Here is a 26,434-nt window from a genome sequence, read left to right as displayed (position 1 = left end):
ATGGGTGCCCGCGGAGCCGGTGCACGTCCACGACACAGGCCACACGCCGGCCGGAGACGCCGTCAGACGCCCTTCGTCGCCTGGCGTTCGGCGACCCGCAGGACGGCGGCCGCCGCCACTCCCGCCGTCAGGCCGAAGGTCAGCGCGGCCGGTATCCCGACGACCAGGCCGCCGGAGAGGAACAGCGGCGGCCACTGCAGGCCGGACCCGTCCAACGCCAGCCGCAGCAACTGCGAGGCGACCAGCCCGAGGACGGTCGCGCAGACCGCGCCCAGTGCCATCGCCGGGAACGTGGCCCGCGTCAGCAGCACGGGCAGTCGTCGCAGCAGCCACCACACGACGACGAGCCGCAGCACGTCGGCGGCGCGCGCCAGGAGCCAGTCGGCCGGCATGCCGCCCACCGGGGCCGTCCACGCGCCGAGGAGCAGCCACTGGCGCAGCAGCTCACCCGGCTCGGACAGCAGCCCGATGCCCGGGGAGTACGTCTGGATGGCGGCGGCGACCGACTGGTACGACAGCACCACCAGGGACACCGCGATCACCGCCGTCCCCACGGTCGCGGCCAGGCGGCCCGTACGCGCCGGGACGACCGCCTGGGGGAGGGGGCCCGCGTCCTCGGCGGTGACGCGCGCCACGAGCACGGTGACCGCCGCCGCGAACAGCGAGGCCACCGCGGTGGCCTCCCGCCCCGTGGTGATCAGCGACGCCAACTGGGGCAGGACGCGGTAACTGCCGTGCCCGTACGACGCGATCAGCCACGGTGCCGAGACGGTCACCGCCAGTGTTCCGGCCACCATGCCCCACGCCCACACCGCGAGCAGAGCAGCGGTCCGTCGACCGTGCACCGGGGGCAGCCTGCGCAGCAGGAGCAGTGCGCCGGGCACGAAGAACGCGAAGACCGCGACGAACCGGATCTGCAGCCCGGTCCGGTAGAGCGTGAGGTAGTCGGCGCCTCCGGTCGCCGTGACGCCCGTCAGGTCCCGGCCCGGCGGGTCGTACGCCCAGGGGGTCAGCCAGACCTGGAGTTCCGCGGCGGCCCGGCCGCCGAGCACGTCGACGGCGCCCTGCAGGTTCAGCGCGTGCGCGCTCGCCCCGGCCCACCACAACAGCGCCGTGAGCAGCAAACCCCCGGTCAAGACCGGTATCGCCGCGCGCCGGTGTGTCATCTCCCGTCCCCCCGCTCGATCGTTCGTTCAGCGGGCGTCGATCATAGGGGCACCCGGCCCCGGCCTTCCGGGCGGGTGGGCCCCGCGAACGCCTGCCCTCTGATGTCCCGCCGAGGGGCGTGACGGCGCGATATCCGCCGGGCCGTGCCGCCGTCCATCGGGTGCGCCGAAAGCCGGGACCGGAAAGCGCGGTAAGAGCGGAAAGGACCGGACGGCCGGACGCCCCCCTTTCTGTTGCCTTTCCTTTCCGCCGCCCGCGTCTGCCCGCGCCGGCCCGCCGTGGCTGCCCGGACGCGGCACCCGGGCAGCCACGCGATCCCCGCGGCGCCGCAGGCTCCGCACCGCCCCGGGGACGCAGAAATCCCCGTACCGCAATTGCGGTACGGGGATTTCCTCACGTATATTGAGTGTTTCTGTGCGCGCACAGAAAAGGCTCCTCAACGGGGGCCAACAGGTACAGCATAACCGACAGGGAGCGAATGTGTCAACTCGCGAAAGCGTCGAACTGCAGAAGGAGCAGGAATTCATCGACCGGCTCTACGAGCGGGTCGACACGCTGCGCGGGGTCGCCGCCCAGCGCGTGGACGACGCACTGTCCCCGGTGGGCAACGGCATGCAGGCCCGTCTCGAGCGCGACGTCCTCGTCGCCGAGCGGTCCGGGCTGCTGGCGGCCCTCAACGCGGTCGACGGCTCGCTGTGCTTCGGCCGGATCGACCTCACCGACGGCGCCGCGCACCACATCGGCCGCATCGGGATCCGGGAGGACGACACCGACCACACCCCCCTCCTGATCGACTGGCGCGCACCGGTCGCCCGGCCGTTCTACGTCGCCACCGGCCACACGCCCATGGGCCTGCGCCGGCGCCGGCACATCACCACCGAGGGCCGCCGGGTCACCGAGCTGCACGACGAGGTCCTCGACCTCGAGGACGGCGACCGCACCGGCTTCGAGGACCGCACGGGCGACGCCGTGCTGCTCGCCGCCCTCAACTCGGCCCGGACCGGCCGCATGGCCGACATCGTACGGACCATCCAGGCCGACCAGGACCGCATCATCCGCGCCCCGCACCGCGGCGTCCTCGTCGTCGAGGGCGGTCCCGGCACCGGCAAGACCGCGGTCGCCCTGCACCGGGCGGCCTTCCTGCTGTACGAGCAGCGCGAGCTGCTGGCCAAGCGCGCGGTCCTCATCGTCGGCCCCAACCCGGCCTTCCTGAGCTACATCGGCGAGGTGCTGCCCGCCCTCGGTGAGACCGGCGTCATGCTCGCCACGCAGGCCGAGCTGTTCCCGGGCGTCCACGCCCGGGGCACCGACAGCCCGCGCGCGGCGGCCGTCAAGGGCGCCGCGGACATGGCCGAGGCGCTGGCGCTGGCAGTCCGCGACCGCCAGGCGCTGCCCGAGCCCGGCGCGCCGGTGGTCATCCCGCACGACGACGGCGAACTCGTCCTGGACTGGGAGATCGCCTACCAGGCCCGGGACGCCGCCCGCCAGACGCGCCTGCCGCACAACCTGGCCCGGCCGTACTTCGCGTTCCACGTCATCGACGCCCTCACCGCACAACTCGCCGACCGCATCGGCGCGGACCCCTACGGCGGCCCCAACTTCCTCGGCCCGGACGACATCGCGCAGCTCGGCAAGGGCGTCGCCTCCAGCGCGGAGGTACGGGCGGCCGTCGCGGAGCTGTGGCCGATGCTCACCCCGCAGGACTTCCTCGCCGACTACCTGGCCGCGCCGGTGTACCTGCCGGACGCGGACGCCGAGGCGATCCGCCGCGCCCCGGGCGAGGGCGAGTGGACCCCGGCCGACGTGCCGCTCCTGGACGAGGCGGCCGAACTGCTCGGCGTCGACGACAGCGCAGCGCGGGCCGCCGCCGAGGCCGAGCGACAGGAGCAGATCGCCTACGCGCAGGGCGTCCTGGAGGTGTCCAGGGGCTCGGAGTCCTTCGAGTTCGAGGACGCGGAGTCCGAGGTCCTGGCCGCCCACGACATCATCGACGCCGAACGGATGGCGGACCGGCAGGAGGAGGCCGACCACCGCAGCGCCGCCGAACGGGCCGCCGCCGACCGGACCTGGGCGTTCGGGCACATCATCGTCGACGAGGCGCAGGAGTTGTCGCCGATGGCGTGGCGCCTGCTGATGCGCCGTTCCCCGACCCGTTCGCTGACCCTGGTCGGCGATCCGGCGCAGACCTCCGAGGAGGCGGGCGTCGGATCGTGGGAGAAGATCCTCGAGCCGTACGTCGGCGACCGCTTCGAGCACGTGCGGCTGGGCGTCAACTACCGTACGCCCGCGGAGATCATGGATCTGGCCGCGCAGGTGGTACGCGTCGAGGACCCCGCCTTCGAGCCGCCCCGGTCGGTGCGCTCCACCGGTGAGAAGCCGTGGACGCGGCACGCCGGCGCGGACCTGGCCGGCGCGGTGGCGCTGGCCGTCGCGGAGCTGACCCCGGCGCGGGGGCGCCTCGCGGTGATCGCGCCGCGCGCGCTGCACGAGGAGATCGCCGCCCCGCTCGACGGCATCACGCCCGGCGCCGAGCCCGATCTCACGCGGCCCGTGGTGCTGCTCGGCCCCCGCGAGGCCAAGGGGCTCGAGTTCGACCACGTCCTCGTCGTGGAACCGGCCCGCTTCGGGACCAGCGACCTGTACGTGGCCCTGACCCGCGCCACCCAGCGCCTGGGCATCGTCCACCGCGAGACCCTGCCCGAGTCGCTGCGCTGACCCCCGGGACGCCCCCGGCTCGTGCCGGGGGCCTCCGGAGCGTCCCCGTACGGTGCGGTGGCGTCGCACCGGGTACGTGGACGCCGATCCCCTCCGGCCTCGCCGCCGCGGGCGGGCCGAACTCCCGTACGGGGCCCGCCCGGAGGAACCAGATCCGGTGCCTCCGGGCGGGTGCCCGTGTGCGGGGGTCCCGGATAGGCTCAGGCATGCGATCTCGAACGGGCGGCATGTGGTGGGGGACGACGGTCGAAGCGCCGGACCCCGGCGGTCTGGCGCGGTTCTACGCGGAGCTCCTCGATTGGCACATCGGGCACGAAGAGCCGGGAACGGCCATCGTGGCCGCCTCGCCGCAGGGACCGTTCTTCGTGTTCCAGCAGGCGGAGGGCTACCGGGCCCCGGTGTGGCCGCCGGCCGACGGCGAGCAGCGGCCGATGATGCACTTCGACTTCCAGGTCGGCGACCTGGACTCGGCGGTCGCCGAGGCGGTCGCCCTGGGCGCCACCGTCGCGGAGTTCCAGCCGCAGGAGCACGTCAGGGTGCTCCTCGACCCGGCCGGCCACCCCTTCTGCCTGTGCCGCGACGACGCGTAGACCGGGCGACGACCGCCCCGCCCGCCGGCCTCGCGCGAGCGCAGGCCGGCGGCGAAGGCGACAGCGACCGGACGGTAGGTCAGTACCAGCTGTTGTTCTGCCAGAACGACCAGGCGCCGCAGGGGCTGCCGTAGCGGCTGTTCATGTACTTCAGGCCCCACTTGACCTGCGTTCCGGGGTTGGTGCGCCAGTCGGCGCCCGCGGAGGCCATCTTCGAGCCGGGCAGGGCCTGGACGAGGCCGTAGGCGCCGGAGGAGGAGTTCGTCGCGGTGTAGTCCCAGCCGCTCTCGTGGCCGACGATGTTGGAGAAGCACTGGTACTGCGACGCGTCGCCGATGATGGCCTGCGCCATCGCCTGGACCTCGGCGACCGTGTACGAGGCCTTCACCACGAGTGCGGCCTTGGCGGCCGCCTTGGCCTTGCGGTCGGCCTCGGCCTTCGCCGCCGCGGCCTTGCGGGCGGTGGCGTCCTTGGCGGCCTGTTTGCGGGCGGCCTGCTCCGCGGCCTGCCGGGTGCCGACGTCCGCGGCGTCGGACTGCGCCTGCACCTGTTGCGTCAGCGACGCCTGCTGGACCCGCTGGCCGGCGGGTATGTCCGCGAGGACGGTGGAGTCGGTGGCGGCGACGGGCTGCACGCTCGCCTGGCTGCTCGACGCGACACCGACGACGGCGCCCACGGAGGTGACCGCCGTGGCCGAAGCCACCGCGATCCCCCGGACCGAGATCCGGCTCACACGGTTTCCTTCCAGCGTGGCCCGTTCGGTGGACTCCCGGACACGATCGTGCCCCCGCCGCCGACTCCGTTGCCGCGCAACGGTGTTCGCGCGTACGTACCGGTGTGCCGAGGGCAGGGCCTGACTGGAGCGACAGCCTGCCGTAGGGGGACGCCCCAAGGCAATTCCCCTGGCACATTTCCTTACACGCGCATCATCGGCACCGGCGCCCTCCCCCGTACCGGCCGCCACGACCTGCCGCCCGCAGCGGCCTTCAGTGGCGTTCAGTGGCCGGCGAGTTCGCCGGTGAGCCTGCCGTGGAGCGCGGCGCTGGGCCGGTCCAGGCCGACGATCTCGACCTTCTTGCCGCGCTGGGCGTACTTCGTCTCGACCGCGTCGAGCGCGGCGACGGAGGACGCGTCCCAGATGTGCGCGGCGGACAGGTCGACGACGACCCTGTCCGGATCGGTGGCGTAGTGGAAGCGGCCCACCAGGTCGTTGGAGGAGGCGAAGAAGAGCTCACCGGTCACGGAGTAGACGACGCTCGTGCCGTCGGGGTCGACGACGGCGGTGACGTCCGCGAGGTGGGCGACCCGCCGGGCGAAGACGACCATGGCGGTCAGGGAACCGACGACCACGCCGATGGCCAGGTTGGAGGTGGCGACCACCACCACGACGGTGACGGCCATGACGCCGATCTCCCCGGCCGGCATCCGGCGCAGCGTCCTCGGCGCGACGGAGTGCCAGTCGAACGTCGCGAAGGAGACCATCACCATCACCGCGACCAGGGCGGCCATGGGGATGTCGGAGACGACCGGGCCGAAGACGATGCACAGCACCATCAGGAACGCGCCGGCGAGGAAGGTGGACAGCCGGGTGCGGGCGCCGGAGACCTTCACGTTGATCATCGTCTGGCCGATCATGGCGCAGCCGCCCATGCCGCCGAAGAGGCCCGTGACGATGTTGGCGATGCCCTGCCCGATGGACTCGCGGGTCTTGGAGGAGCGGGTGTCGGTGATGTCGTCGACGAGCTTGGCCGTCATCAGCGACTCCATCAGTCCGACCAGCGCCATCGCCAGCGCGTAGGGGGCGATGGTGGTGAGGGTGTCCACGGTGAACGGCACGTCGGGCAGACCGGGCACCGGCAGCGAGGACGGCAGGGCGCCCTTGTCGCCCACGGTCGGCACCGCGATGCCGGCGGCGACCGTGACGACGGTCAGGGTCACGATGGACACCAGTGGGGCCGGGACCACCTTGGTGACCTTGGGGAAGAACACCATGAGCGCCAGGCCCGCCGCGATGAGCGGGTAGACCGCCCAGTGCACGTCGTGCATCTCCGGGACCTGGGCCAGGAAGATCAGGACGGCGAGGGCGTTGACGAAGCCGACCATCACCGAGCGCGGCACGAACCGCATGAGCTTGGCCACCCCGAGCGCTCCCAGGACGATCTGGAAGACGCCGGCGAGGATGACGGCGGCGACGAGGTAGCCGAGCCCGTGCTCGCGGTTGAGGGGACCGATGACCAGGGCCACGGCCCCGGTCGCGGCCGAGATCATGGCGCGGCGTCCCCCGACGACGGAGATGGTCACCGCCATGGTGAAGGAGGCGAACAGGCCGATCGCGGGGTCGACCCCGGCGATGACCGAGAACGAGATGGCCTCGGGGATCAGCGCGAGGGCGACCACCAGACCGGCCAGCACCTCGGTGCGCCACACCTTCGGATCGGTGAGCCAGTCGGGGCGCGGGGCGCGACGCAGCAGTGCGGTGGGAGAGGACAAGGGAACGGGTACCTGTCGTGCTCGGGCACGCCCCCGTGGACGGCGGGGGAGCGCGGGAAGGGCGCGGACAACGGGACGGCACTCCCGGGCGGCCGGGTCGCCGGACGAGCGGCACGCGGGGCACGGCCCGACGCGCGTCATCGGACCGTCAGGGCGGGCAGGCGGCGGCGCCCGTGACCATGGACGCGGCCACGTGGGTCTCCCGCACGGTTCGAGGTCTCCGCCGGGGGCGTCGTCGGCCCCGGCTCGGCAGTGCGCGGACCCACCGGGTCCGCGCCACGCAACTCTACCCTGACGTTAGGGTAGGGATCGGCGGGCACGGAAAGGGCGGGGCGACGGTCGTGGACGGCGGGCACATGCAGATCGGTGAGGTCGCGGCTCGGACCGGGCTGTCCCTGCGCACCATCCGGCACTACGAGGAGACCGGTCTGGTCACGCCCTCCGCCCGCTCCCAGGGCGGGTTCCGGCTCTACACCGAGACCGACGTCGCGCGGCTGATGGTGATCCGCCGCATGAAGCCGCTCGGCTTCACCCTGGACCAGATGCGCGACCTGCTCGACGCCGTCGACCGTCTCGACGCAGCCGACCCGCCCGGTGGTGCCGAGCGCGAGGCGCTGCTGGACCGCGTCCGTGCCTACGAGCGGGAGGCGGCGGGCAAGATCGAGGAACTGCGTGTGCAGCTGTCCCGCGCCGAGGACTTCGCCGCCACGCTCCGCGCCCGCCTGTCCGGACCCGGTCGGCCCTGAGCGGGGCCGTCGCGCCTACACCAGCGGCCGTACGCCCGCTACGGCACCCTCAAATCCCCCTCTGAACCCGGCTCGCGGAGGCTTCGACCACCCCCGGCGGCGGGCACGTACCCGGCAGAGGCACGGGGGGAGAGGCCATGGACGAGGCGACGGCGGTCCGGCTGGAACCGCACGAGATCGCGATGCTGCGCGGGGGCCCCAGAGCCGCCGTGACGGTCGCCGTGGTGGCGCTGCACCTGCGCGGCGCCGTCGAGTCCGGACGGCCGGGCACCCTGCGCCGGGAGCCCTCCCCGGAGCAGGCCGACCCGCCGCCGCACCGCCATCCGCTGGAGAAGGCGGTACGCGTGGGGCTGTACCGGCCGGCGGGGATCAGGGAACTGCTCGGCCGCGCGGTCGTGCGGAAGGCGCTGTCGCGGATGCGGGCCGAGCTGGCCGGGGCGGGGCTGCTGCGGCTGGTGCGCGCGAGCCCGACCCGGGCCGCCCGCCGTTACGTCGCCGAACTGCGGCGGAACACGCCGGTGCCCGAGGACCGCGCGGGGCTCGCGGAGGCCGACGTCCTGCTCGCCGTCGCGCTCCACGGTGACCCGGCGCTGACCGCGCTCGTCCCGGCGTTCACCGCCGAGGCCGGGCTGATCGGCCGGGGAGCGGTCGCGGACGAGGGCCTGTTCCCGTTCGGCCGGCACGAGTTCCTGCGCTGGCGCGCCGACGACGGGGGCGCGGGCTGGGACGGCACCGACGGCGGCGCTCACAGCGGTGACAGCGGCCACTCCGGCGGCCACTCCGGCGGGGGCTTCGGCTGCGGCGGTGGGGGCGGGGGTTCGGACTGACGCCGCCGACGGCGGGCGGGACCCGGCAGGCTACTCCTGCCGGGAGACCCGCCGGGACCCCCGCCGGGTCCCGTCCCGGATCAGAAGCCGAAGGCGGACTTCGTCGTGTAGGCGCACTCGGTGTAGATGTAGCCGGACTTGAGCCTGGCCGTGTCGGACGCGGGGCTCGATCCGTCCGACGAGGTCGACTTGTGCAGGAAGTACGTGGTGCCCACGGGCAGCCGGATGGTGCGCTGGGGGTAGTTCCTGCTGCTGTCCTGGCAGGGCCTGGACCCCCCGAACGAGGGAGTGAGCAGGTCGTACGAGGTGCAGCCCCGGCAGGCCTTGAGGGTGATGCTGCCGGTCACCGGTCCGGTGTAGAGCACCGTGATCGGGTTGGGGCTGTCGTTCTTGATCGTGACCGAGATGCTGCCGCCGGAGGCCAGCGTGGGCAGCCGCTTGCCCGCCGCCGGGATCGCGTCCGCGACCTCCGCCGCAATGGCGAACTTCTTGGCGAGCGCGCGGTTCCCGGCGCTCTTGTTCTTGGCGACGAACGTGTTCATCGTCCCCCGCGCCTCGTCGAAGTCGCCCTCCTTGTACTGGTCGACGCCGCAGGAGTACACGCCGGAGTCGGCGCTCCTCCCGGCCCGGGCGGCGGAGGCGGCGACCGCGTCACCGATGTCCCCGCCGCCCGTGTTCAGGCCCCCGGCCTGGGTGCCCAGGGCGCGGAGCCGCTCGACGGCGGCGCAGGGGTCGGAGCCGCCGACGTCCTTCGCGGCCTTGTCCACGGCCGAGTCGACGGCCGGTGCGACCTTCGCGGCCTGCTCCGAGTCGGGGAAGCTGCGGACGAGTTCGCCGAGGTTCCCCGTCCAGTCGGAGTCCTGGTTGTCCAGCCGCTGCGCGCCGCACTCGTAGAGCGAGGTGGCCAGGCGGTCGTCGGGCCACGTGGCGAGCGTGCCGAGCGGCTGCTTGCCGATGGTGCCGGGGACCGTTCGCAGGTACGTCAGCGCGGGGATCGCCGCGCAGAAGTCCTGCCGGTCGTAGGCGGCGCCGACGGTGGTGTAGTACGTCTTCAGGCGGTCGGGGACCCGCGCGGCGGCCCGGGAGTCCGGGTGGCCGGACCTGATGTCCCGGTACTCGCGCAAGGCCTTGCGGTAGTCGGACTCGGCCATCTCGAAGGATCTGGCCCCGGCGGCCCGCACCAACTGGTCGGCCTGGTCGAGGCGGCCGAGGAGCGCCTGCTCCTTGGCCTCGTCGCGGGCCGTGTCGTACAGCACGACACCGCCGGCCGGAACGGCCAGCAGCACCAGGCCGAGGGCGATCGCCAGGGGGGAGCCCGCGGGCCACACCAGACGGGTGCGCAGCCCGACCACGGCGCCGTGGACGGCCGCCGCCAGGAGGAGGACCAGGTAGCCGACGACCAGGCCGACGGGCACGCCGTCCGGGTCCGCGGGCAGTGCCACCAGCAGCAGGAGGCCGGTCGCGAACCAGCACACGACCATGGGCACCCAGCGCCGGGTCAGGGCGTAGCCGAGGCCGAGGCCGCTGAGGTTGAGCAGACCGACCGCCGCCGCCCGCAGTCCGTCCGGTGGTGCGGGGGGCGGGCTGGAGGGCATGGGCGGGACGTAACCCGGCCCGTAACCGTAGCCGTATCCGTATGTGGCGCCGTGCGGTTGCTCGGACATGGCGGCTCCCCCCCGGTCAACACTGCCCGCATGCCTGCAACGTGACAGTGTACGGACGGTATCCGCTTCCCGACAGTGAGTTCGAGGGGCGGGATCGGTCGCGGGGCCGCGCTGCGGCCGGGCCGGACCCGGGGGCCGGTGGCCGAGGCCCGGGGGCCGGTCGGCGGCCGCTCGCCGACCGGCCGTGCGGCCGTGGGTCAGACGGCCTTGAAGGGCTGCCGGTAGGACTTGCGGAGCGACCCGGCCGCGAGGGGGAGCAGGCTCGCGAGCACCTTGCCCTTGAGCGTGCCGGGGGTGCGGGTGAGTTCGACGTCGACCCGGCTGCCCTCCCCCTCGGGGGTCATCCGGAAGACCCATCCGCCGCCGGGCCCGAACACCTTCGAGTCGTGCGTGGCGATGGTGACCCGGCCCTGCTCGGCGTCCCAGTCGTAGCGCGCCCGCTCCCACGCGGACGCGGTGCCCTCGGTCACCTCGGCCCAGGTGTCGCCGATCGCGTGGACGGTCAGGTGCCCGGCGTCGATGGTGGGCCAGTTCCGGGCCCGCGCGGGCCCGAAGTCGGTGAGCACGGCCAGCGCCTCGGACGGGCTGAGCGAGGAGGTCAGGTGAAAACGAACGACAGCCATTGCGGCGTCCCCCACATCAAGAAGTAACCGTTTCGAACGGTTACGACCGTCCCACGGGGAGAAGTCACCTGTCAAGCAAGTGACGAAATGAGGGTCACCGGCTAGGATGGTGATGTGAAACATGCCTTTCCCTGCGGGACGCTCGCCCTCGACTTCCTGGGCACGCTGCGCGCGCGACGCAACGCGGTGCCCACGGAAATGCTCGCCACGCCCGGACTCCTCGACGCCTGGTTCACCGAGTCCGGGATGCTCGACCACGAGCCCGGCGCCGACGCCGCGGACCTCGCGGCCGCCGTGGAACTGCGGGAGTCGATCTACACCCTGGTCGAGGCCCGGCTCGACGGCGCCGCGCTGCCCGCCGGCGCCGTCGCCGCGGTCAACCGCCACGCCGCCCGCACTCCCGTCGTGACGCAGCTCGCCGCCGACGGCACGAGCCGTTCCGGGTCCGCCGCGCAGGGCCTCGCCGCCCTCGCCCGCGAGGCGGTCGGGATCATCGGCGACGAGGCGGCCCTGCTGCGCGAGTGCGCCCGCCCCGAGTGCACCCAGGTCTACCTGGACCGTTCCCGTGGCCGGCGCCGCGAATGGTGCGCGATGCGGACCTGCGGCAACCGCGTCAAGGCCGCCGCCTTCCGCGCCCGCCACCGCACCACGACGACGGCCTGAGACGGGCCGGGGCCGCCGCGCGGCGGCCCCCGGGTGATCCGGTCGGCGGGGCCCGCCGGAGGTGTACGGGTGCACGTGACCGTGGAGGCGCGGCGACGAGGGCCTGCTCCCGTCCGTTCTGGCCGTCACCGACGGCGACGCGCGCCGGGCTCTGGAAGACGCCGGGCGGCACCGCAGGGTGCCCGGCCTGCGCCGTGAGGAACTGGCCCAGCTCGCGCACCTGGCGAAGCCGAAGGCGCACAAGAAGAAGCCCGCGGCGCGGCAGCCGCAGGCCCGGTCGGCGCTGTGGCAGCTCCTGGACTCGCTGGAGGGCGTCCCGGCCTACCTCGTCGGACGGCGCTCCGACATCCTCGCCTGGAACCGGGCGGCGGCCGCCCTCTTCGGCGACTGGTCGGAGCTGCCCGCGAGCGAGCGCAACTGGGCGCGGCTGGTGTTCCTCCGTCCCGAGTAATGCGATCTGTTCGCCGACTGGCAGCAGAAGGCGATCGACGTCGTGTGCGGGCTGCGCATGGACGCCGGCTGCTACCCCGACGACCCCCAGCTGTCCGCCCTTGTCGGTGAACTCTCCGTCAAGAGCGAGGAGTTCCGTCGCCTGTGGGCACTGCACAACGTCAAGGAGAAGAGCCACGGCGTCAAGCGCCTGCACCACCCGCTGGCCGGCGAGCTCCAGTTGAACTTCGAGCAGTTCCGGCTCGCGGACGACCCCGACGTGACCCTCGTGACCTTCCACGCCGAGCCGGGTTCGCTCTCCGCCGAGTCGCTGCGCCTGCTGGTCAGTTGGGGCACGGACGCCACGCACGCGTGCCACCGACAATGCGTCGTGGCACGGAAATTCCATGTGCCGCTACGGCGCGATGCCGCGCGAATTCCGGCGCGCCGCGGAATTGCTGCCCGGGTCCGGTGCGGCCGTGGGGGAGGGGGCCGCCCGGCCGGCCTCAGAAGCCGACGAGGAGGTGACGGGGCCCGCGCAGCATGGCGTTCCGGCGGTAGGGCGGCGGGTCCTGCAGAAGGGTCGCCGTGCCGAGGCCGGGCAGGAGCGCGCCGAGCGCCGTCTGGGCCTCGATGCGGGCGAGCGGGGCGCCGTAGCAGAAGTGGACGCCGCTGCCGAAGCCGATGTGCTCGTTGTCCTTGCGGGCGAGGTCGAACCGCTCGGGGTCCTTGAAGCGCAGCGGGTCGCGGCTGCCCGAGGCGAGCGCGAGGATCACCGACGTCCCCTTCGGGATGACGGTGCCCGCGATCTCCACGTCGGCCAGCGGGACGCGCTCGCGCAGGTGCACCGGCGGCTCGTACCGCAGCAGCTCCTCCACCGTCTCCGGCATCAGTTCGGGCTCCTGGCGGAGCCGTTCCAGCTGGTCCGGGTGGCGCAGCAGCGTGAGCACACCGTTGGTGATCAGGTTGACCGTGGTCTCGTGCCCCGCGATGAGCAGCAGGATCGCGGTCACCGCCAGCTCCTCGTCGGTGAGCCGCAGCTGCGGATCGGGCTCGTTGACGAAGTCCGAGAGCAGGTCGCCGGTGGGCCGGCCGCGGCGCTCCTCCGCGAGACCGAGCAGATAGGCGCCCATCGCGATCCGGGCCTGGCGGCCCGCCTCGGCCCGCGCGGCGCTGTCCTCGCCGGGACTGATGTCGGCGGAGGCGACGAGCCCGTCGGTCCACTCCCGGAACCGGGGCTCGTCCTCGCGCGGGACACCCAGCAGCCGGCAGATGACCGTGACCGGCAGGGGATAGGCGAGGTCGTCGACGATGTCGACGTGTTCGCGGCCCCGGAGCCCGTCGACAAGTTCCCGGGTGACCCGGGTGATCTCGCCGCGCATGGCGTCGACCCGGCCGGGGCTTCGGGGCGGGCCGAACGGCCGCATGGCCAGGGTGCGCAGCCGGTGGTGCTCGGGGTCGTCCAGCCGCAGGAACGGCAGGTGCCGTGTCTCCTCCACCGCCTCCGCGGCCGGCGTGGTGCGGTTGCGGGGGTCCGCGCTGAGCCTCGGGTCGTGGAGCAGGCCCACGACCTCGTGGTACGTGCCGACCAGGTAGCTGCCGTCCGCCTGCCGCACCACGGGCCCGGCCTCGCGGAGTTCCGCGTACAGCGGGTACGGGTCGGGGCGGCTGGCGTAGTCGGTGATGCGTTCCAGCAGGGTCTCGGCGGTCATGCGGGTGGCTCCTCGTCGGTCCTCGTGGGGTCCTGCCGGATGGGCGGGGGGCGGGTCACCCGGTGGGCCGCGCCAGTACCAGCCGCCGGTCCGGCAGGTACCCGGTGAGCGCGACGGTGGGACCGTGCGAGAGCCTGCTCGGGTCCGGCACGTCGGAGGGGAGCGGGACCTCGGCCGCCGCACGCCGGTCCGCGGCCCCCGGCGGGGGCGGGAACGGGGCGGCCGCCTCGATGAGGCGCTCGTAGTACTCCAGCGACTTGGCCATGTCGACCGTGACCGCGGCGGTCACCCGGCCGCGGTAGCCGTAGACCATGACCAGACGCCGCTCGTCCAGCGAACCCTGGGCGACGACCACCTCGTCGGAGAAGGTCGGGACCCCCACCGACTTGATGTTGTGGCCGAACTGGCTCGACCAGAACGTCGGGACCGCGAGGTGCGGACGCCGCTGCGGTCCGGGACTGATCATGTTGTGCGCGGCAACCTCGGCCTGGTCCACCGCGTTGCGCCAGTGCTCGAGGGAGAGCAACTGGTACTCGTACAGCGGGTGCGGGAAGCGTGAGACGTCGCCGGCCACGAACACGTCGTCCGTGACGATGCCGTACATGTCGAACGCCCGGCAGCCCGCGTCGCAGGCGATCCCGCGCGGATCCGCGGCCAGGCCCGACTCCGCGAGCCACTCCACGTTGCGCACCGCGCCCATGGCGACGACGCACACGTCGGCGTCGACACGGGTGCCGTCCGACAGGTCCGCGCCGGTGAACCTGCCGTTGCCGCGCAACGAGGTGACGGTCACGCCGCAGCGCAGGTCCACGCCGTGCGCCCGCTGCATGGCGGCCGCGAGCTTCGACAGCGTCCCGCCGAGCGCGCCCACCAGCGGGGCGGGCCCGCGCTCGGTGACCGTGACCTCCAGACCCCGCTCCCGGCACACCGACGCGATCTCCGAACCGGTGAAGCCCGCCCCGATCACCAGCACCCGGCGCGGCCCGGCCGCCAGCCGCTCGGCCAGCCCCGCGGCGTCGTCGCTGGTGCGCAGCGTGAACACCCCGTCGAGGGCCGCCTCCTCGGGAACCGGCCAGGGCCGCGCCCGCGTACCGGTCGCGATCAGCAGCCGGTCGAACGGGAGCGACGAGCCGTCGCCCAGCAGGACCCGCTTGCCCACCGCGTCCAGCCCGGTGGCGGGCACGCCCAGCCGCCACTCCGCCTCCGGATCACGGCGCATCGGCAGCCCGGTGGCGTCCGCCCGCCCCTTGCCGAGCAGCACGTGCTTGGACAGCGGAGGCCGGTCGTACGGCGGGTGGGGCTCGTCCCCGACCACGGTCAGCGAACCGGTGAAGCCCTTCTCGCGCAGCGCCTCGGCGGCCCTCAGGCCGGCCAGGGACGCGCCGACGACGACGATCCGCCCCTCACGGAGGTCACCGGGCACCGGCGCTCACCCCCTCGCCCACCAGGATCGCCTGGACCGGGCACGCCGCGGCGGCCTGGCGCACGCGTGCGTACTGGTCCTCGGGGACCGCCGGGTTGTACAGCAGTGCCTCCGGGCCGTGCAGTTCGAACACGTCGGGCGCGAGGAACACGCACTGCGCATAGCCCTGGCAACGGGTGAGATCGACGACAACGCGCATGCCCAGCCACTTTCTCCGGCCCCCGGGTGTCCTGCCTCGTCCCTCCATTGGTAAGCCCTGCGGGGCGGCGGCGCGCGCCCGGCTACTCCGCCGGGATGCGGCCCCGCGCGGGCGGGGCCAGGCTGGGCTGGTGCCATGCCGAGTGATCGTCTACCCGCCGTCGGGCAGCGGCGGCCGCCGGGTGCGGTGCGACGGCAGGATCCTCGGCCTCGCCCACGGACCCCGCGACGTCCTCGCGCTGGTCCGCCGCGCCGGGCTCCGCATGCGCCTGGGGGACCTGTACGACAGCGACCTCGTCGAGTGGCGCGGCGCCGGGCCCACGACGTGGTGACGGGCCCGTGTGACGGCGCGGCGCCCTCGCGGCTACGAACGCGGCCAGAGCGGCGCCATCACGCCCAGGTCGACCACCGACACCCACTCCGCCGACGGGATCGCCCGCTCCACCACGAACCACTCGTCCGGACGCCCGTCGAAGAGGGTCGCCGCGAGCGCCTCGGCGGACCCGGCGGGCAGCTTCGTACCGGCCCAGGCATGCCACCGCTGAGCCTCGGACACCGGGACCTCCACCGTGATCCGCACCGTCCGGTCGCGGAACGGCCCGGGCAGCGACCCCGGGCTCGGATCCGCGGTCAGGTGCACGGTCCGCGCCGGCTCCGGTACGGCGTCCGGTCCCTCCGGCCAGGTCGCCCGGATCTCCGCGTCTGCCAAGATCAGCGGCCACAGCCCCGGCCGCGTGAAATGGAAAAGCAGCATGCGGGGACCCTACTGGCGTACCACCGCCGGGTACGTTTCCGGCATGTGACGACGAGCGCCGCCCCCGGCCCCGGTTCGGGTTTGGGTTCAGCGCAGGCGGTAGGGCGGTCCCTGGGCACAGCCGTGGGGTGCGTTGTTGCCGCTCTCGCTGAAGTCCGCGCAGGTCAGGAAGAGATGGTTGAACCTGCCGAGCAGGAAGGCCGGCAGACCGATCGCGACGGTGATGCCGACGGCTCGGAAGCGGTGCGCGGCGGGGAGACTGTGGTAGCCGGACAGCAGGATCTTCGACAGCAGCCAGGGGGGCCGGGTCCAGCGCGCCCTCCCGCGCCTCCTGGCTCTACCCCCACGAGGCGCGGGCCCACGCCGGCGAGCATGGTCAGCCGCGGTGGGTCTCCAGCAGGCGGAGCCAGACCTCGCCGAGGGTGGGGAAGGCGGGGACGGCGTGCCAGAGCCGGTCCAGGGGCACCTCGCCGGCGACCGCGATGGTGGCCGAGTGCACCAGTTCCCCGACGCCGGGGCCGGCGAAGGTGACGCCGACGACGGTGTTGCGGTCGGTGTCGACGAGCATGCGGGCCTGGCCGCGATAGTCCTGACCGTACTGGTGGGCGCCTGCGACACGCGCGAGGTCGTAGTCGACGACATCGATGCTTCGCCCGCTGTGCTCGGCCTCGCGGCTTGTCATGCCGACGGAGGCGATCTCGGGGGTGGTGAAGACGACCTGGGGGACGGCCGCGTGGTCGGCGGTGGCGGCATGCGCGCCCCATGCGGTGTCGTCCACCGGCTCGCCGCCTGCCCGGGCTCCGATGACGGTGCCGGCGATCCGGGCCTGGTACTTGCCCTGATGTGTCATCAGGGCGCGGCGATTGACGTCGCCGACGGCGTAGAGCCAGCCACCGTCGACTCCGGTGACGCGGAAGGTGTCGTCGACGGTCAGCCAGTCGCCCGGCGTGAGACCGACGGTCTCCAGGCCGACGTCGTGGGTCTGTGGGGCACGGCCGGTCGCCAGCAGGATCTCGTCCGCGGCGAGTTGCCCGCCGTCGGACAGGTTGATCCGTACCTCGCCGCCTTCACCGCCCTCGCGGGCCAGGGAAGTGACCGTGGTGTCGAAACGGATGTCGACGCCTGCTGCGCGCAGTCCGTCGGTGACCAGTGCACCTGCGAACGGCTCCATCCGCTGCAGGAGCCCGTCCTCGAGGACGAGCATGGTGACCTGGGAACCGAGGGCCTGCCAGGCGGTGGCCATTTCGACGGCGACCACACCGCCGCCGACGACGGCGAGGCGGCCGGGCACCTTGTCGGCGCTGGTTGCCTCGCGGCTGGTCCAGGGACGGACGGTGTCGAGGCCGGGGACGGGGGGCAGGGCGGCGCGGGTTCCGGTGGAGACGGCCACCGCGTGCCGGGCGGTCAGGGCGACGGTGTCGCCCTGAGGGGTCCGTACCGCCACCCGTTTGGGCCCGGTGAGGCGGCCGTGGCCGCGAACGAGGTCGACGGACACCGAGTTCAGCCAGTCGGCCTGGTCCTCGTCCTTCCAGTACGAGGACATCCTGTCGCGGTGCGCGAGTACCGCCTCGACGTCCAGCGGGCCGGCCACCGCATGGCCGAGGCCGGGTACGCGGCGAGCGTCGGCATGTGCCACCACCGGCCGCAGGAGGGCCTTGCTGGGGTCGCAGGCCCAGAACGAGCACTCTCCGCCGATCAGGTCGCGTTCCACGATCACCGTGCTCAGCCCGGCGGCACGAGCGCGTTCGGCCACGTTCTCGCCCACGGGCCCCGCGCCGATGACGATCACGTCGTAGGTGCGGTTTGTCTCGTTCATGACTTCGGCGTTCCTCACTGCTGTGTTCCTCACTGCTGTGTTCCTCACTGTCCTGTTCCGCATTGCTTGCGTGGCTCCGACCGACACGGCGACGGCCCGGCGGCAGAACCGTCTCCCGTCGCCATGGGGGCCGGACACCGCTTGTCGCCGTTCCTGGGCGGTGGCTTGAAGGGTTGTCAGCGGCCGGGGAGGCGCTTCGAGATCTCCTGGAGCACCCAGCCGTTGCCGTCCGGGTCGGCGAAGGTGAGGAAGGAGCCGTAGGAAACGCGCTCGGGGTGCAAGCCGGCCAGCCGTTCCTGACCCGGGGCGTGATGGGTGACGTCCCCGCCCTCGTGGCCGTGGAAGAGGCCGCCCGCGTCGTGGAAGATCTCGCCGACCTCGATGCCGCGGCCGACGAGCTCCGCGCGGGCCTCCTCGATGTCGGAGACCGCTAGGTACAGGCCCTGGAGCGAGCCGGGTGCGATGGGCGTCATCCCCTCGCCGAAGATGATCGAGCACTCGGAGCCGGGCGGCGTGAAGTGCACGATCCGGAAGTCCTCGCCGGCCGTGTAGTCGACGTCCAGGCGGAAGCCGGCCTTGTCGTAGAAGGCTTTGGCCCGATCGATGTCGGAGACGGGCAGTACGATCATTTCGAGCTTCATGTTCATGGGTGTGTCCTTGTTTCTTGATGTCGGTGAAGTACGTCCAGCGCGTCACCGGGCCGACAGGTGGTGGCGCGGCGGGGTGTCTGCCGCCCCCGACTGCGTCGGCGGGGGCGGTGCGCCGCAGGTGGGGGTGGGGCTCGTCCGGCGCGGTCCGGCCGGACGGCCTTGATCGCGGTGGGCCGGGCTGCCGTCTGGTTCCTCCGGGCTCACTGCGGAGATCGTCGGGGCCGCCTGGTCGCCAGGCGCGCGTCCCAGGCCGAAGGCCCCAGCGCTTCGGTGGTCGCCGGTGTCCCGTGGGCTGGGGCCGGACGGGGCGTTGAAATGGCCCGCTGTCAGGCGACCGTGAGCACGATCTTGCCCCGGATGTGCCCCCGGGCCGCGCGTTCGTGGGCGGCTCGCGCATCGGCGAGCGCGAACGTGCTGTCGATCGCGACGCGGACCGTGCCCGCGTCGAGCAGCCGTCCCAGTTCCGCGAGCTGCGCGCCGCTGGATCGGACCTGTGTGCCCGTCACGGTGACGCCCAGCTTCGCTGCCTCTTCGTCGTCGAAGTCACCGAAGAACACGGGGAACTGGGACCCACCGCGCTTGAGCGTGCGCAAGAAGCGCTTGCTGTCGGGGCCCCCGACGGCATCGAGAACGAGGTCGACGTCGTGCACGAGCTCCTCGGGACGACTCTTGGTGTAGTCGATGAACTCATCGGCACCGAGCCCTCGCAGGAACGATTCATGCGCGCCGGACGCCACCGCGATGACCCGTGCGCCCTTCCATTTCGCCAGCTGCAGCGCGAAGTGCCCCACGCCGCCCGCCGCGCCGTTGACGAGCACCGTCGTGCCGGCGTCGAGTGGCACCGGACGATGCTGCGCCGCCTGGAAGGGAGAGGGTTGATCGTGTCCGAGCTCGATCAGGAACTGCCAGGCGGTGAGCCCGGCCATGGGTGCGCCGGCGGCATGCACGTGATCGATGCCGGCCGGCTTGAGCGCCAGGTCCGAGGCGGGTGCGGCCACGTACTCGGCATAGGTGCTGCCGTCGAATCCGGGAAAACGAAGGAGGCCGAAGACCTCGTCACCGACGGAGAGGCCGTGCACATCCGCGGCGACGGCCTCGACGACACCCGACAGGTCCGTGCCCGGAACGACGGGCAGGCTGAGCTTCGGCCGCACCTTCTCGGGCAGGTTGGACATCCCGTCACGCAGGTACCAGTCGGGAGGGTTGACGCCGGCCGCGTGCACGCGAACGAGCACCTCGCCCGGCCCAGGCTCGGGAACTGGGGTTTCGTCGTACCGCAGAACTTCCGGGCCGCCGTGCTCATGCACGCGGACCGCCCTCATCGTGCGTGTCGTCATCGCTTCTCCTGTTCGTGCGGGGGCAGGCTTGTCCGGATCGGCGACGGACCGCTGATCCGATGGTGTGGGGGACAGGTGTGCGCCGGCGGCAGGAAGAACCACTACTGCCTGCTCGTCATCGCGGTTACCGCCGTCGGCGAGCGAGGCGTCCACGTGTCATTGCGCGACATCGTGTGCAGCGCCCACGCGGGCTCGCGACGCTGCTTCGTCGCTTTCGGAACGAAGGAAGGTCCGGGACATCGGGCCCGTCCGAGGGCGCTGTCGTCTCCCGGGCGCGCGATTACGCCGTGTGCGCGCCCGAGTACCGGTGCCCGATCGTGCTGATGGCAGCCGCCGCCAAGGACACCGATCCGGGCTCGGCGCTTCGTGTGTCAGATTGCGTGCGACCGGTGCGAGGCTGCCGGCCGGTGCCCGTGCCCGTGCCCGTGTCTCGGGGTCGGCACGAACGGACACGAGTGGCGACAGTGTGTTCGCGCCGGCCATGGCGCCGACCTGGCCCGGCGATCAGGCCTTGCTCGTGCCGCATGCCGGACACCGCTGTGGTGTTGCCGCAAGCGCGGTCCTGACCAGCGCGGCGAGCATCGGGGCTCGACCACTGGAGTCTGTCCGGTGCTCACCATTGCGGTTCCCATCCTGTGTGTCCGGTGCGGGGAGGAGGTGTTTCTGCGGGCGAGTTCCAGAGAACCAGCCGGAGGGGCACGCGGGGACGGCAAAGCAGGCCTCCCTCGGTCAGGTCCCGCTGGTCCAGGTACTGCCAGACCCCCCATCCGTCCGTGTCCCTGCGACTGACGCGGGCTTCGGCAGAAACGGAGGTCGGCGGTGCGACCAAGGCCGGGCCCCGAGCCGTGAGGGATTCGCCCGACAACCGGATCCGCCCTCCGCCCTCGCGTCGATGCATCCACACCGGGCCGCGACGGCAAAGAACTCATCGACGAATGTGCATTCGTCGGCGCAGAAGACGGGAGAACGCAATGCGTTCCAATTCGTTCCGAGTGGCAGTGGCACATGGCCCCTTTTCGTGGCCCGGGCAGGTTTTTCTGAACCTTGCCGGACGGTGCGCGGAGGGTTAGCCTCGACACATGGCCAAGGCCTCAGCCCGTTCCGACGGCAACAAGGAGCTGAGCGATTTTCTGCGCACGCGACGTGCCCGGGTTGCTCCCGAGCAGGCGGGAGTCACCCCAAGAGGCAGTCGCCGTGTTCCCGGGCTTCGCCGTGAGGAGGTTGCCCTCTCGGCCGGACTGAGCGTGGACTACTACATCCGTCTCGAGCGGGGACGGGTGTCCAACGCCTCGGAAGCCGTGCTGGAAGCCGTGGCCAGGGCTCTGCGGCTGGACGAGGCCGAGCGCGCGTATCTCTTCGCCCTGGCCAGGCCGCAGTCCCTGGCCAGAGCGAGCAGGCTCGCCGTTCCCCGCAGGGTGCGTCCGGGTGTGCACGTGCTGCTGGAGGCCTTGCCGTACTCCCCTTCCGTGATCCTGGACGGCCGAATGGACGTCCTCGCCCTCAACCGATTGGCGCGGGCGCTCTTTGTGGATTTCGATGCCATGCCCGTTCGCGAACGCAACATGGCGCGCTTTGTATTTCTCGACCCAGCCGCACGTGAACTCTTCATCGATTGGGACAGGGCCGCCCGCATGGTCGTCTCGGGGATGCACTTGTATGCGGGGAAAAAGCCGAACGATCCACGGCTGACGGAACTGATCGAAGAGATGTCGGCCGCGGACACGGATTTTCACCGCTGGTGGACCTCGCACGATGTGGAGGAATTCTCATACGGCACCAGACGCTACCGGCACCCCCTGGTCGGTGACATCACCCTGAACTACGAGACCCTTGTCTTTCCCGGCGACCCGGACCAGTGGCTGTTCGTGAGTACGGCCGACCCCGGCTCGCCGTCCGACGCGGCCTTGCGTCGTCTTGCCGGCCGGACGGACGCCGACGCGGAGTGAAAGGCCGCCTTCCGATCTCGCACCTTGGAGCACGGCGGTGCCCCGCGGCCGCTGCTCATCCGGATCGGCGTCCCCGCGTCCGCCGGATCGGGCTGGCAGGCATGGCTCAACCCGCACATCGCCGCGGGTCGCTCACCGAGGAGCCCGAGGACCTCGAGGGGCCGCCGCGGCGGGCATCCCGGCGGTAGGGACGCGGTCCCGGATCGAGGAGCTGCTGCGCTCGGAGGAGACCTTCGTGGACGACCTCTTCGACGCGCTGCTGGACGCGCTGGGCTTTCCAGAAGCGACGGAGCCCGCGCCGCGGCCGTAGGGGACGGCCGGGGAGGGGCTGTTACAGCTTGGTCATGCGTTGAGCCAGGGCCCATGACGTGCGGGCGCGAGGGTGATCGCCGACGCGCCGCGGCAAGCGCGCCGTCGACCGGTTCCCTCGCGCTCGAAAGGCACGGCATTGTTCGCTCTCGTCTTCGGAGGGCACATGTTGTACCTCCTGCTCGTCGCCCTCGTCTCCGCCGCCGTGCTGGGGGTCGTCGCGACCGCCCTGCGGGGCCGTTCCGACCGGCCCTGGGCCTACGGGGCCTGGGCGGCGACGACGACGGCCGCCCTGTTCCTGACGCTCTGGCTGAGACCCGTCGGCACTGGCGCGGTGAGGTGCACGGTGAGCAAGGACGTGTGGGAGTCGTTCGGGACGACCCAGGGCTGGATGAACGTCGCCCTGTTCGTGCCGATCGGATTCCTCGGCGTCCGCGCCGCCCGGCGGCCGGTGCCGCCGCTGCTGCTGTCCGTCCTCCTGGCCTGCGGGATCGAGACCGTCCAGGCGTGCCTTCCCGTCATCGGCCGCTACTGCGACACCAGTGACCTCGTCACCAACGTCGTGGGCGCCGCCGTGGGCGTGGGGGCCGGGCTGCTGTCCCTCCGCCTCGTCGGACGGGGGCTGCCGGCCTGGCCCACGCGTCACCGCGGCTTCCTGGCCGTGACCGGGTCGGGATTCGTCGCCGTGGCCTGCGTGCTGTCGACCGTCGTCGACGTGCGCGTGGTGGACCACGCCGAGCCGAACAGGCAGGCGTCGGCGGAACAGCGCGCCGTGATCGGGGAGGCGGTTCGCGAGGCGCTGGGCGACGACGTCAGGATCGCCCGCGTCTTGGACAACACGCCGTGCGGTATGGACGGCGTGAACGAGGAGGTCTGGGCCGAACTGGAGCCGAACGGCGTCGCCTTCATGCGCTGGCCCGACCCGGACGGGTACCGGGTCGACGTGTCGATGGGGCCGCGGACCGAGGCCCCGGCCGTGGGCAGGCCCATCCCGGGCGCCGCCGGTCCCGTGCACGACGCGGCCGCCGCGGAGCGGGCCGCCGGCCGCTACGTGGCCGCGCGCTATCCCACCGCCGACACCGAGCGGCCCGCGGTGCTCCGTGCGGACGACGGCCCCGGCGAGACGTGGACCGTCACGTACCCGTACCGCGACGACCGCATGGCGGCCGTGACGTCGCTGGAGGTGCGGGTGAACTCCGCCGGACGCCTCCTCGGCGTCCGCGTCACCGCGCCCGCGGAGGACAGCCGGGACAAGTACTCCGGGGCGTGTTCCTGACGGTCGCCCGCGACGACCCGCGGGGGCCGGGGCGGCTCTCGCCGCCCGTCGGGCACGACGGCAACGGCTGGGCATCCGGCTTCCGGGGGCCGACGCGGCGCTCGTCGTCGGGGACGGGGACGGGGACGGGGACGGGCCGGTGTCGGTGTCGGTGTCGGTGGTGGCGCCTAGCATCGGCCGGGACAGCACGTTCCGTCACGTTCACCAGCGCCACCGGAGGCCGCAGTTGTCCTCGATCCACGACTTCACGACCTGGGAGCCCCTGCTGAGGGTCCTGCGGGCCGGCAACGCGGAACGGCTCGCGGCCCCGGGCGGCCACGTGGCGGGCCGGATCGGCCTCGGATCGTGGAGCGTGCCGATGCCGCCCAGGTTCCCGGCGCCGGGACGGGCCCTCCAGATCGAGGACGTGCAGGACGAGTTCGACGCGGTGGAGCGGGTGCGGGGCGCCCTGGCGGACGCCGGTGTGGAGGACGTCCCGTTCACCGCCGAGATCGAGCCGGACGGAAGGACCGTCCTGTACCTGCACGGCCCAAGTCCCGCCGTGGAGACCGGGATCGGCGGTGCGCACCCGGGTGCGCTCGTCCTGGTCGAGGACGCGGTCCCGGAGCCCTGGCGCCGCCTTCCCGAACCGGCCCCGGAGGCGGCTGCGTCCCCGACGGCCGATCCGGCGTGGCTGGAGCGTACGCTCCGCGAGCGGATCCCCGACGCCATCGGTGCCACCGAGGAGGAGATCGCCGAGGCGGAGCAGCGCCTGGGCGTCGTGCTGCCCGACGAACTCAAGGCGCTGTACCGCGTGACGCGGGCCCGGTGGGAGGACTGGCACGACGACTACGAAGCGGCGAAGCGGGTCTTCGGGGCGGTCGGCTGCGAGCTGTTGTCGCTCGACGACCTCTACGTCGCCGACGCGGCCTCACGCCCGTGTCCCTGGGAGTTCGCCGCGATCGAGGCGGTGGTCACAGCGCCCGACGCCGCCGTGCAGGGGGTCGTCGGCTCGCCCGGCTGGATCGCCTTCGGCGACAACGGCGGCGGCGACCGGATCGCGGTCGACCTGACACCGGGTCCGCGCGGGCACATCGGCCAGGTCGTCATCCTCAGCCACGAGGAGAACGTCGGCGCCGGGCTGGTCGCCGACTCCCTCACCGACATGGTCGCGGACCGGCGTCCTACCCACGCCGGTGAACAGCGGACGGGCGAGCCCGAGGCCGTGGCCTGGGTCAACACCGGGAGCCTGGGCAGCGTCGCGGCCGCCGCACACCCCGGGCTCGAGGTCCTGCACATCGGCGTCCGGGAGGGCGAGCCGCTGAGCCTCGCCCCGGTCGTCGGACTGCCCCGCCTGCGGGCCCTCACGGCCTACCCGGGCACGCTCGCCGATCCGCTGGAGATCGCCGGGCTGACCGGACTGGAGTACCTCGAACTCGGCCCGGAGCACTGGCGCGCCCTCCTGGACGCGGGGGCCGTCCCGCGCGGCCTGCTGGCCGCGGCCATCGAGGTGCACGGCGACCGGCACCCGCTCCCCGTGGTGGACCTGGCCAACGAGATCCTCGCCCTCTGGGACCGCCCGCCGATCCCCGTCACCGTGCTCGAGGGCCACCTCGGGCCGGTGGGGTAGCCGGCCGACCCGGCCGCGAGGCCAACCGGCCGGAACGGCGCAGCGTTTCCGCCGCGAGGGTGCTACTCCGGTGGCGCCTCGGCGTGTTGGTCCCAGCCGACCGCCACCGCCCAGGTGACGCCCGGGCTCGCGGTGACCGTGAGCCGGGTCGCGGCTTTGGCGGTGGTCATGGCGGCGCCGTTGAGGCTGCCGTCCGGCCGGCCGGAGCAGTGTTCCGTGAACGTGCCGTAGCGGCCCGCGTCGACGGTGAGCGTCCCCGTGCCCTGGCACTGCGTCGCCACGTAGACCGTCCCGCCCGGGGGCTTCGCGGGCAGCGCCTGCTCCAGGCCGCCGCTGCGCCGTCCCGTCGACACCCAGATCCTGGCATCCGTCAGCCCCTCCGCCGGATCCTGCCAGGACGCGGCGGACGCGACCGGCGGGGCGGGCGCCGCCGAACGGGCCGTGGCGCGGGCCGTGGCCGCTTCCGGCTGCCGTGCGGCCACCGGGCCGGCCGAGCAGCCGCTCAGGACGAGGACGGACGCGACGCCGCCCAACAGAGCGCGCCGCAGTGCGCGATGGAACACATCAACCCCCGTGTGCGGTTCCCGATCGACCGGATCATGCTGGCAGCTCCGGCCGAGGGCGTACAGGACGCCGTCGTCGGGATACGCGGGGCGCTGGGCCTCGCGACGTCGGACTCCTCCGCGGACGTGGGGGCGTGACCGCCGGGCCGTTCCCGCGGCGGACCGTGGCCGGCCTCCCGGTCAGCCCGCGGCGTCGTCGCTGTGCACGATCTGGATCAGGTTGCCGCACGTGTCGTCCAGGACGGCGGTCGTGACCGGGCCCATCCGGACGGGCTCCTGGGTGAAGTACACCCCGAGCCCGCGCAGCCGCTCGAACTCCGCCCGCACGTCGTCCACGGCGAAGGAGGTGGCCGGGATGCCGTCCTCGACCAGCGCCGACTTGTAGGGCTTCACCGCGGGATGGCCGGAGGGTTCGAGCAGCAGCTCCGTCCCGTCCGGGTCCTCCGGGGAGACCACCGTCAGCCACCGGTCCGTGCCGAGCGGGACGTCGTGCTTCTTCACGAAGCCCAGCACGTCGGTGTAGAAGCGCAGCGCCTTCTCCTGGTCGTCGACGAAGACGCTGGACAGGTGGATCCTCATGGGGTGCTCTCCGGTGCGTCTGGCCTGAGCCACCGCGTCACGATGCGCTCAAGGGGTTCGGTGTTCAGGTCGTGGTACTTGTACCGGCCCTGGCGCCGCGTGAGCACCAGACCCGCCGTCTCGAGCACGGCCAGGTGCTGGCTGACCGCCTGGCGGGACAGCCCGAGGCCGTGCTTCAGGGCAAGCCGTCCACAGATCTCGAACAGGGTCTGGCCGTCCCGTTCCACCAGCTCGTCCAGGATGCGTCGGCGGGTGGGGTCGGCAAGTGCCTTGAAGACATCCTCTGCCATGGTCCGAGGATAGGCAAGTGACGACTTGCCTATCAAGCCGTCGAGCCCTGCGGTGCCG

At 72.8% G+C, this 26,434-nt stretch carries 25 protein-coding genes and 1 pseudogene; 11 read left to right on the top strand and 15 right to left on the bottom strand.

The features are described 5' to 3' along the window. Positions 1–62: 62 nt before the first annotated feature. Positions 63–1,166 carry a hypothetical protein gene (locus ACZ7MY_RS08940; RefSeq protein ID WP_499600596.1) on the bottom strand — a complete coding sequence of 368 codons (1,104 nt, stop codon included), beginning with the start codon at positions 1,164–1,166 and terminating at the stop codon, positions 63–65. A 505-nt stretch (positions 1,167–1,671) separates the two neighbouring features. On the opposite strand from ACZ7MY_RS08940, the gene ACZ7MY_RS08935 reads away from it, so the two are divergent. Both ACZ7MY_RS08935 and ACZ7MY_RS08930 read left to right on the top strand, forming a co-directional pair. Continuing rightward, a complete protein-coding gene (locus ACZ7MY_RS08935; protein ID WP_499600934.1) occupies positions 1,672–3,882 on the top strand; it encodes a HelD family protein in 2,211 nt (736 codons plus the stop codon). A gap of 206 nt (positions 3,883–4,088) precedes the next feature. Continuing rightward, the gene (locus ACZ7MY_RS08930; protein WP_499600595.1) at positions 4,089–4,472 is read left to right on the top strand and encodes a VOC family protein; all 384 of its coding nucleotides are present in this window, start codon (positions 4,089–4,091) and stop codon (positions 4,470–4,472) included. 79 nt (positions 4,473–4,551) lie between these two features. On the opposite strand, the gene ACZ7MY_RS08925 is transcribed toward ACZ7MY_RS08930, so the two are convergent. Continuing rightward, positions 4,552–5,205 (bottom strand): aggregation-promoting factor C-terminal-like domain-containing protein, encoded by a 654-nt coding sequence (locus ACZ7MY_RS08925; protein ID WP_499600594.1) that lies wholly within the window; start codon positions 5,203–5,205, stop codon positions 4,552–4,554. Between the two features lie 263 nt (positions 5,206–5,468). Further along, on the bottom strand, positions 5,469–6,962 hold the full coding sequence (locus ACZ7MY_RS08920; protein WP_499600593.1) for a SulP family inorganic anion transporter: 1,494 nt from the start codon (positions 6,960–6,962) through the stop codon (positions 5,469–5,471). A 341-nt stretch (positions 6,963–7,303) separates the two neighbouring features. On the opposite strand from ACZ7MY_RS08920, the gene ACZ7MY_RS08915 reads away from it, so the two are divergent. Together ACZ7MY_RS08915 and ACZ7MY_RS08910 are read left to right on the top strand one after the other, a co-directional pair. Continuing rightward, on the top strand, positions 7,304–7,708 hold the full coding sequence (locus ACZ7MY_RS08915; protein WP_499600592.1) for a MerR family transcriptional regulator: 405 nt from the start codon (positions 7,304–7,306) through the stop codon (positions 7,706–7,708). A gap of 137 nt (positions 7,709–7,845) precedes the next feature. Continuing rightward, positions 7,846–8,535 (top strand): TIGR04222 domain-containing membrane protein, encoded by a 690-nt coding sequence (locus ACZ7MY_RS08910; protein ID WP_499600591.1) that lies wholly within the window; start codon positions 7,846–7,848, stop codon positions 8,533–8,535. Between the two features lie 80 nt (positions 8,536–8,615). On the opposite strand, the gene ACZ7MY_RS08905 is transcribed toward ACZ7MY_RS08910, so the two are convergent. Continuing rightward, a complete protein-coding gene (locus ACZ7MY_RS08905; RefSeq protein ID WP_499600590.1) occupies positions 8,616–10,199 on the bottom strand; it encodes a hypothetical protein in 1,584 nt (527 codons plus the stop codon). 197 nt (positions 10,200–10,396) lie between these two features. Beyond that, positions 10,397–10,822 (bottom strand): hypothetical protein, encoded by a 426-nt coding sequence (locus tag ACZ7MY_RS08900; RefSeq protein ID WP_499600589.1) that lies wholly within the window; start codon positions 10,820–10,822, stop codon positions 10,397–10,399. A 114-nt stretch (positions 10,823–10,936) separates the two neighbouring features. Here ACZ7MY_RS08900 and ACZ7MY_RS08895 point away from each other — a divergent pair, with 114 nt between their 5' ends. Then, positions 10,937–11,485, top strand: coding sequence for a CGNR zinc finger domain-containing protein (locus ACZ7MY_RS08895; protein WP_499600588.1), 549 nt, complete (start codon positions 10,937–10,939; stop codon positions 11,483–11,485). Between the two features lie 151 nt (positions 11,486–11,636). Further along, positions 11,637–12,287: pseudogene (locus ACZ7MY_RS08890) on the top strand (MmyB family transcriptional regulator); the annotation flags it as partial. 133 nt (positions 12,288–12,420) lie between these two features. Here ACZ7MY_RS08890 and ACZ7MY_RS08885 read toward each other — a convergent pair. Genes ACZ7MY_RS08885 through ACZ7MY_RS08875 form a run of 3 tightly spaced genes read right to left on the bottom strand, consistent with a single transcriptional unit; the run spans position 12,421 to position 15,248 of the window. After that, positions 12,421–13,626, bottom strand: a complete 1,206-nt coding sequence (locus tag ACZ7MY_RS08885; RefSeq protein ID WP_499600587.1) for a cytochrome P450 — start codon at positions 13,624–13,626, stop codon at positions 12,421–12,423. 55 nt (positions 13,627–13,681) lie between these two features. Beyond that, positions 13,682–15,049: an NAD(P)/FAD-dependent oxidoreductase gene (locus tag ACZ7MY_RS08880; RefSeq protein ID WP_499600586.1), complete on the bottom strand. Its 1,368-nt coding sequence runs from the start codon at positions 15,047–15,049 to the stop codon at positions 13,682–13,684. Beyond that, positions 15,039–15,248: a ferredoxin gene (locus ACZ7MY_RS08875; protein ID WP_499600585.1), complete on the bottom strand. Its 210-nt coding sequence runs from the start codon at positions 15,246–15,248 to the stop codon at positions 15,039–15,041. Before ACZ7MY_RS08875 ends, ACZ7MY_RS08880 begins: the two co-directional genes overlap by 11 nt. 130 nt (positions 15,249–15,378) lie before the next feature. On the opposite strand from ACZ7MY_RS08875, the gene ACZ7MY_RS08870 reads away from it, so the two are divergent. Continuing rightward, entirely contained in the window at positions 15,379–15,579 is a 201-nt protein-coding gene (locus ACZ7MY_RS08870; RefSeq protein ID WP_319135553.1) for a hypothetical protein, read from the top strand. 32 nt (positions 15,580–15,611) lie between these two features. On the opposite strand, the gene ACZ7MY_RS08865 is transcribed toward ACZ7MY_RS08870, so the two are convergent. From ACZ7MY_RS08865 to ACZ7MY_RS08850, 4 genes are all read right to left on the bottom strand, one after another. Next, complete coding sequence (locus ACZ7MY_RS08865) at positions 15,612–16,001, bottom strand: hypothetical protein (RefSeq protein ID WP_499600584.1); 390 nt, start codon at positions 15,999–16,001, stop codon at positions 15,612–15,614. Between the two features lie 376 nt (positions 16,002–16,377). Further along, positions 16,378–17,817 (bottom strand): dihydrolipoyl dehydrogenase family protein, encoded by a 1,440-nt coding sequence (locus ACZ7MY_RS08860; protein WP_499600582.1) that lies wholly within the window; start codon positions 17,815–17,817, stop codon positions 16,378–16,380. 176 nt (positions 17,818–17,993) lie between these two features. After that, positions 17,994–18,464, bottom strand: coding sequence for a VOC family protein (locus ACZ7MY_RS08855; protein ID WP_499600581.1), 471 nt, complete (start codon positions 18,462–18,464; stop codon positions 17,994–17,996). Between the two features lie 329 nt (positions 18,465–18,793). Then, positions 18,794–19,804: an NADP-dependent oxidoreductase gene (locus tag ACZ7MY_RS08850; protein ID WP_499600932.1), complete on the bottom strand. Its 1,011-nt coding sequence runs from the start codon at positions 19,802–19,804 to the stop codon at positions 18,794–18,796. A gap of 1,079 nt (positions 19,805–20,883) precedes the next feature. Between ACZ7MY_RS08850 and ACZ7MY_RS08845 the strand changes: the two genes are divergently transcribed. The 3 genes from ACZ7MY_RS08845 to ACZ7MY_RS08835 all read left to right on the top strand — a co-directional run bounded on the left by ACZ7MY_RS08845 (position 20,884) and on the right by ACZ7MY_RS08835 (position 24,944). Then, the gene (locus ACZ7MY_RS08845; protein WP_499600580.1) at positions 20,884–21,750 is read left to right on the top strand and encodes a helix-turn-helix transcriptional regulator; all 867 of its coding nucleotides are present in this window, start codon (positions 20,884–20,886) and stop codon (positions 21,748–21,750) included. A gap of 475 nt (positions 21,751–22,225) precedes the next feature. Then, positions 22,226–23,335 (top strand): VanZ family protein, encoded by a 1,110-nt coding sequence (locus ACZ7MY_RS08840; RefSeq protein ID WP_499600579.1) that lies wholly within the window; start codon positions 22,226–22,228, stop codon positions 23,333–23,335. 226 nt (positions 23,336–23,561) lie between these two features. Then, the gene (locus ACZ7MY_RS08835; protein ID WP_499600578.1) at positions 23,562–24,944 is read left to right on the top strand and encodes an SMI1/KNR4 family protein; all 1,383 of its coding nucleotides are present in this window, start codon (positions 23,562–23,564) and stop codon (positions 24,942–24,944) included. Positions 24,945–25,006: 62 nt separating this feature from the next. On the opposite strand, the gene ACZ7MY_RS08830 is transcribed toward ACZ7MY_RS08835, so the two are convergent. Next, entirely contained in the window at positions 25,007–25,507 is a 501-nt protein-coding gene (locus ACZ7MY_RS08830; protein WP_499600577.1) for a hypothetical protein, read from the bottom strand. 12 nt (positions 25,508–25,519) lie between these two features. Between ACZ7MY_RS08830 and ACZ7MY_RS08825 the strand changes: the two genes are divergently transcribed. After that, the gene (locus ACZ7MY_RS08825; RefSeq protein WP_499600575.1) at positions 25,520–25,645 is read left to right on the top strand and encodes a hypothetical protein; all 126 of its coding nucleotides are present in this window, start codon (positions 25,520–25,522) and stop codon (positions 25,643–25,645) included. 42 nt (positions 25,646–25,687) lie between these two features. Here the strand turns inward: ACZ7MY_RS08825 and ACZ7MY_RS08820 are convergent, their stop codons facing one another. Then, complete coding sequence (locus ACZ7MY_RS08820; RefSeq protein ID WP_499600574.1) at positions 25,688–26,086, bottom strand: VOC family protein; 399 nt, start codon at positions 26,084–26,086, stop codon at positions 25,688–25,690. Beyond that, a complete protein-coding gene (locus ACZ7MY_RS08815; protein ID WP_499600573.1) occupies positions 26,083–26,376 on the bottom strand; it encodes an ArsR/SmtB family transcription factor in 294 nt (97 codons plus the stop codon). Before ACZ7MY_RS08815 ends, ACZ7MY_RS08820 begins: the two co-directional genes overlap by 4 nt. Positions 26,377–26,434 lie beyond the last annotated feature (58 nt).

Source organism: Streptomyces sp. NPDC111520 (genome assembly GCF_055635295.1).
The sequence above is the reverse complement of the archived record's forward strand: the minus strand, read 5'-3'. Positions and strand labels throughout refer to the sequence as shown.

Bases quoted from the DNA above. Each gene is read 5' to 3' on its own strand.
- ACZ7MY_RS08885 (WP_499600587.1), bottom strand. From the start codon at position 13,626: ATGACCGCCGAGACCCTGCTGGAACGCATCACCGACTACGCCAGCCGC.
- ACZ7MY_RS08815 (WP_499600573.1), bottom strand. From the start codon at position 26,376: ATGGCAGAGGATGTCTTCAAGGCACTTGCCGACCCCACCCGCCGACGC.
- ACZ7MY_RS08905 (WP_499600590.1), bottom strand. From the start codon at position 10,199: ATGTCCGAGCAACCGCACGGCGCCACATACGGATACGGCTACGGTTAC.
- ACZ7MY_RS08860 (WP_499600582.1), bottom strand. From the start codon at position 17,817: ATGAACGAGACAAACCGCACCTACGACGTGATCGTCATCGGCGCGGGG.
- ACZ7MY_RS08865 (WP_499600584.1), bottom strand. From the start codon at position 16,001: ATGCTGCTTTTCCATTTCACGCGGCCGGGGCTGTGGCCGCTGATCTTG.
- ACZ7MY_RS08900 (WP_499600589.1), bottom strand. From the start codon at position 10,822: ATGGCTGTCGTTCGTTTTCACCTGACCTCCTCGCTCAGCCCGTCCGAG.
- ACZ7MY_RS08840 (WP_499600579.1), top strand. From the start codon at position 22,226: ATGTTGTACCTCCTGCTCGTCGCCCTCGTCTCCGCCGCCGTGCTGGGG.
- ACZ7MY_RS08820 (WP_499600574.1), bottom strand. From the start codon at position 26,086: ATGAGGATCCACCTGTCCAGCGTCTTCGTCGACGACCAGGAGAAGGCG.
- ACZ7MY_RS08910 (WP_499600591.1), top strand. From the start codon at position 7,846: ATGGACGAGGCGACGGCGGTCCGGCTGGAACCGCACGAGATCGCGATG.
- ACZ7MY_RS08940 (WP_499600596.1), bottom strand. From the start codon at position 1,166: ATGACACACCGGCGCGCGGCGATACCGGTCTTGACCGGGGGTTTGCTG.
- ACZ7MY_RS08855 (WP_499600581.1), bottom strand. From the start codon at position 18,464: ATGAACATGAAGCTCGAAATGATCGTACTGCCCGTCTCCGACATCGAT.
- ACZ7MY_RS08875 (WP_499600585.1), bottom strand. From the start codon at position 15,248: ATGCGCGTTGTCGTCGATCTCACCCGTTGCCAGGGCTATGCGCAGTGC.
- ACZ7MY_RS08845 (WP_499600580.1), top strand. From the start codon at position 20,884: ATGGCCAAGGCCTCAGCCCGTTCCGACGGCAACAAGGAGCTGAGCGAT.
- ACZ7MY_RS08930 (WP_499600595.1), top strand. From the start codon at position 4,089: ATGCGATCTCGAACGGGCGGCATGTGGTGGGGGACGACGGTCGAAGCG.
- ACZ7MY_RS08850 (WP_499600932.1), bottom strand. From the start codon at position 19,804: ATGACGACACGCACGATGAGGGCGGTCCGCGTGCATGAGCACGGCGGC.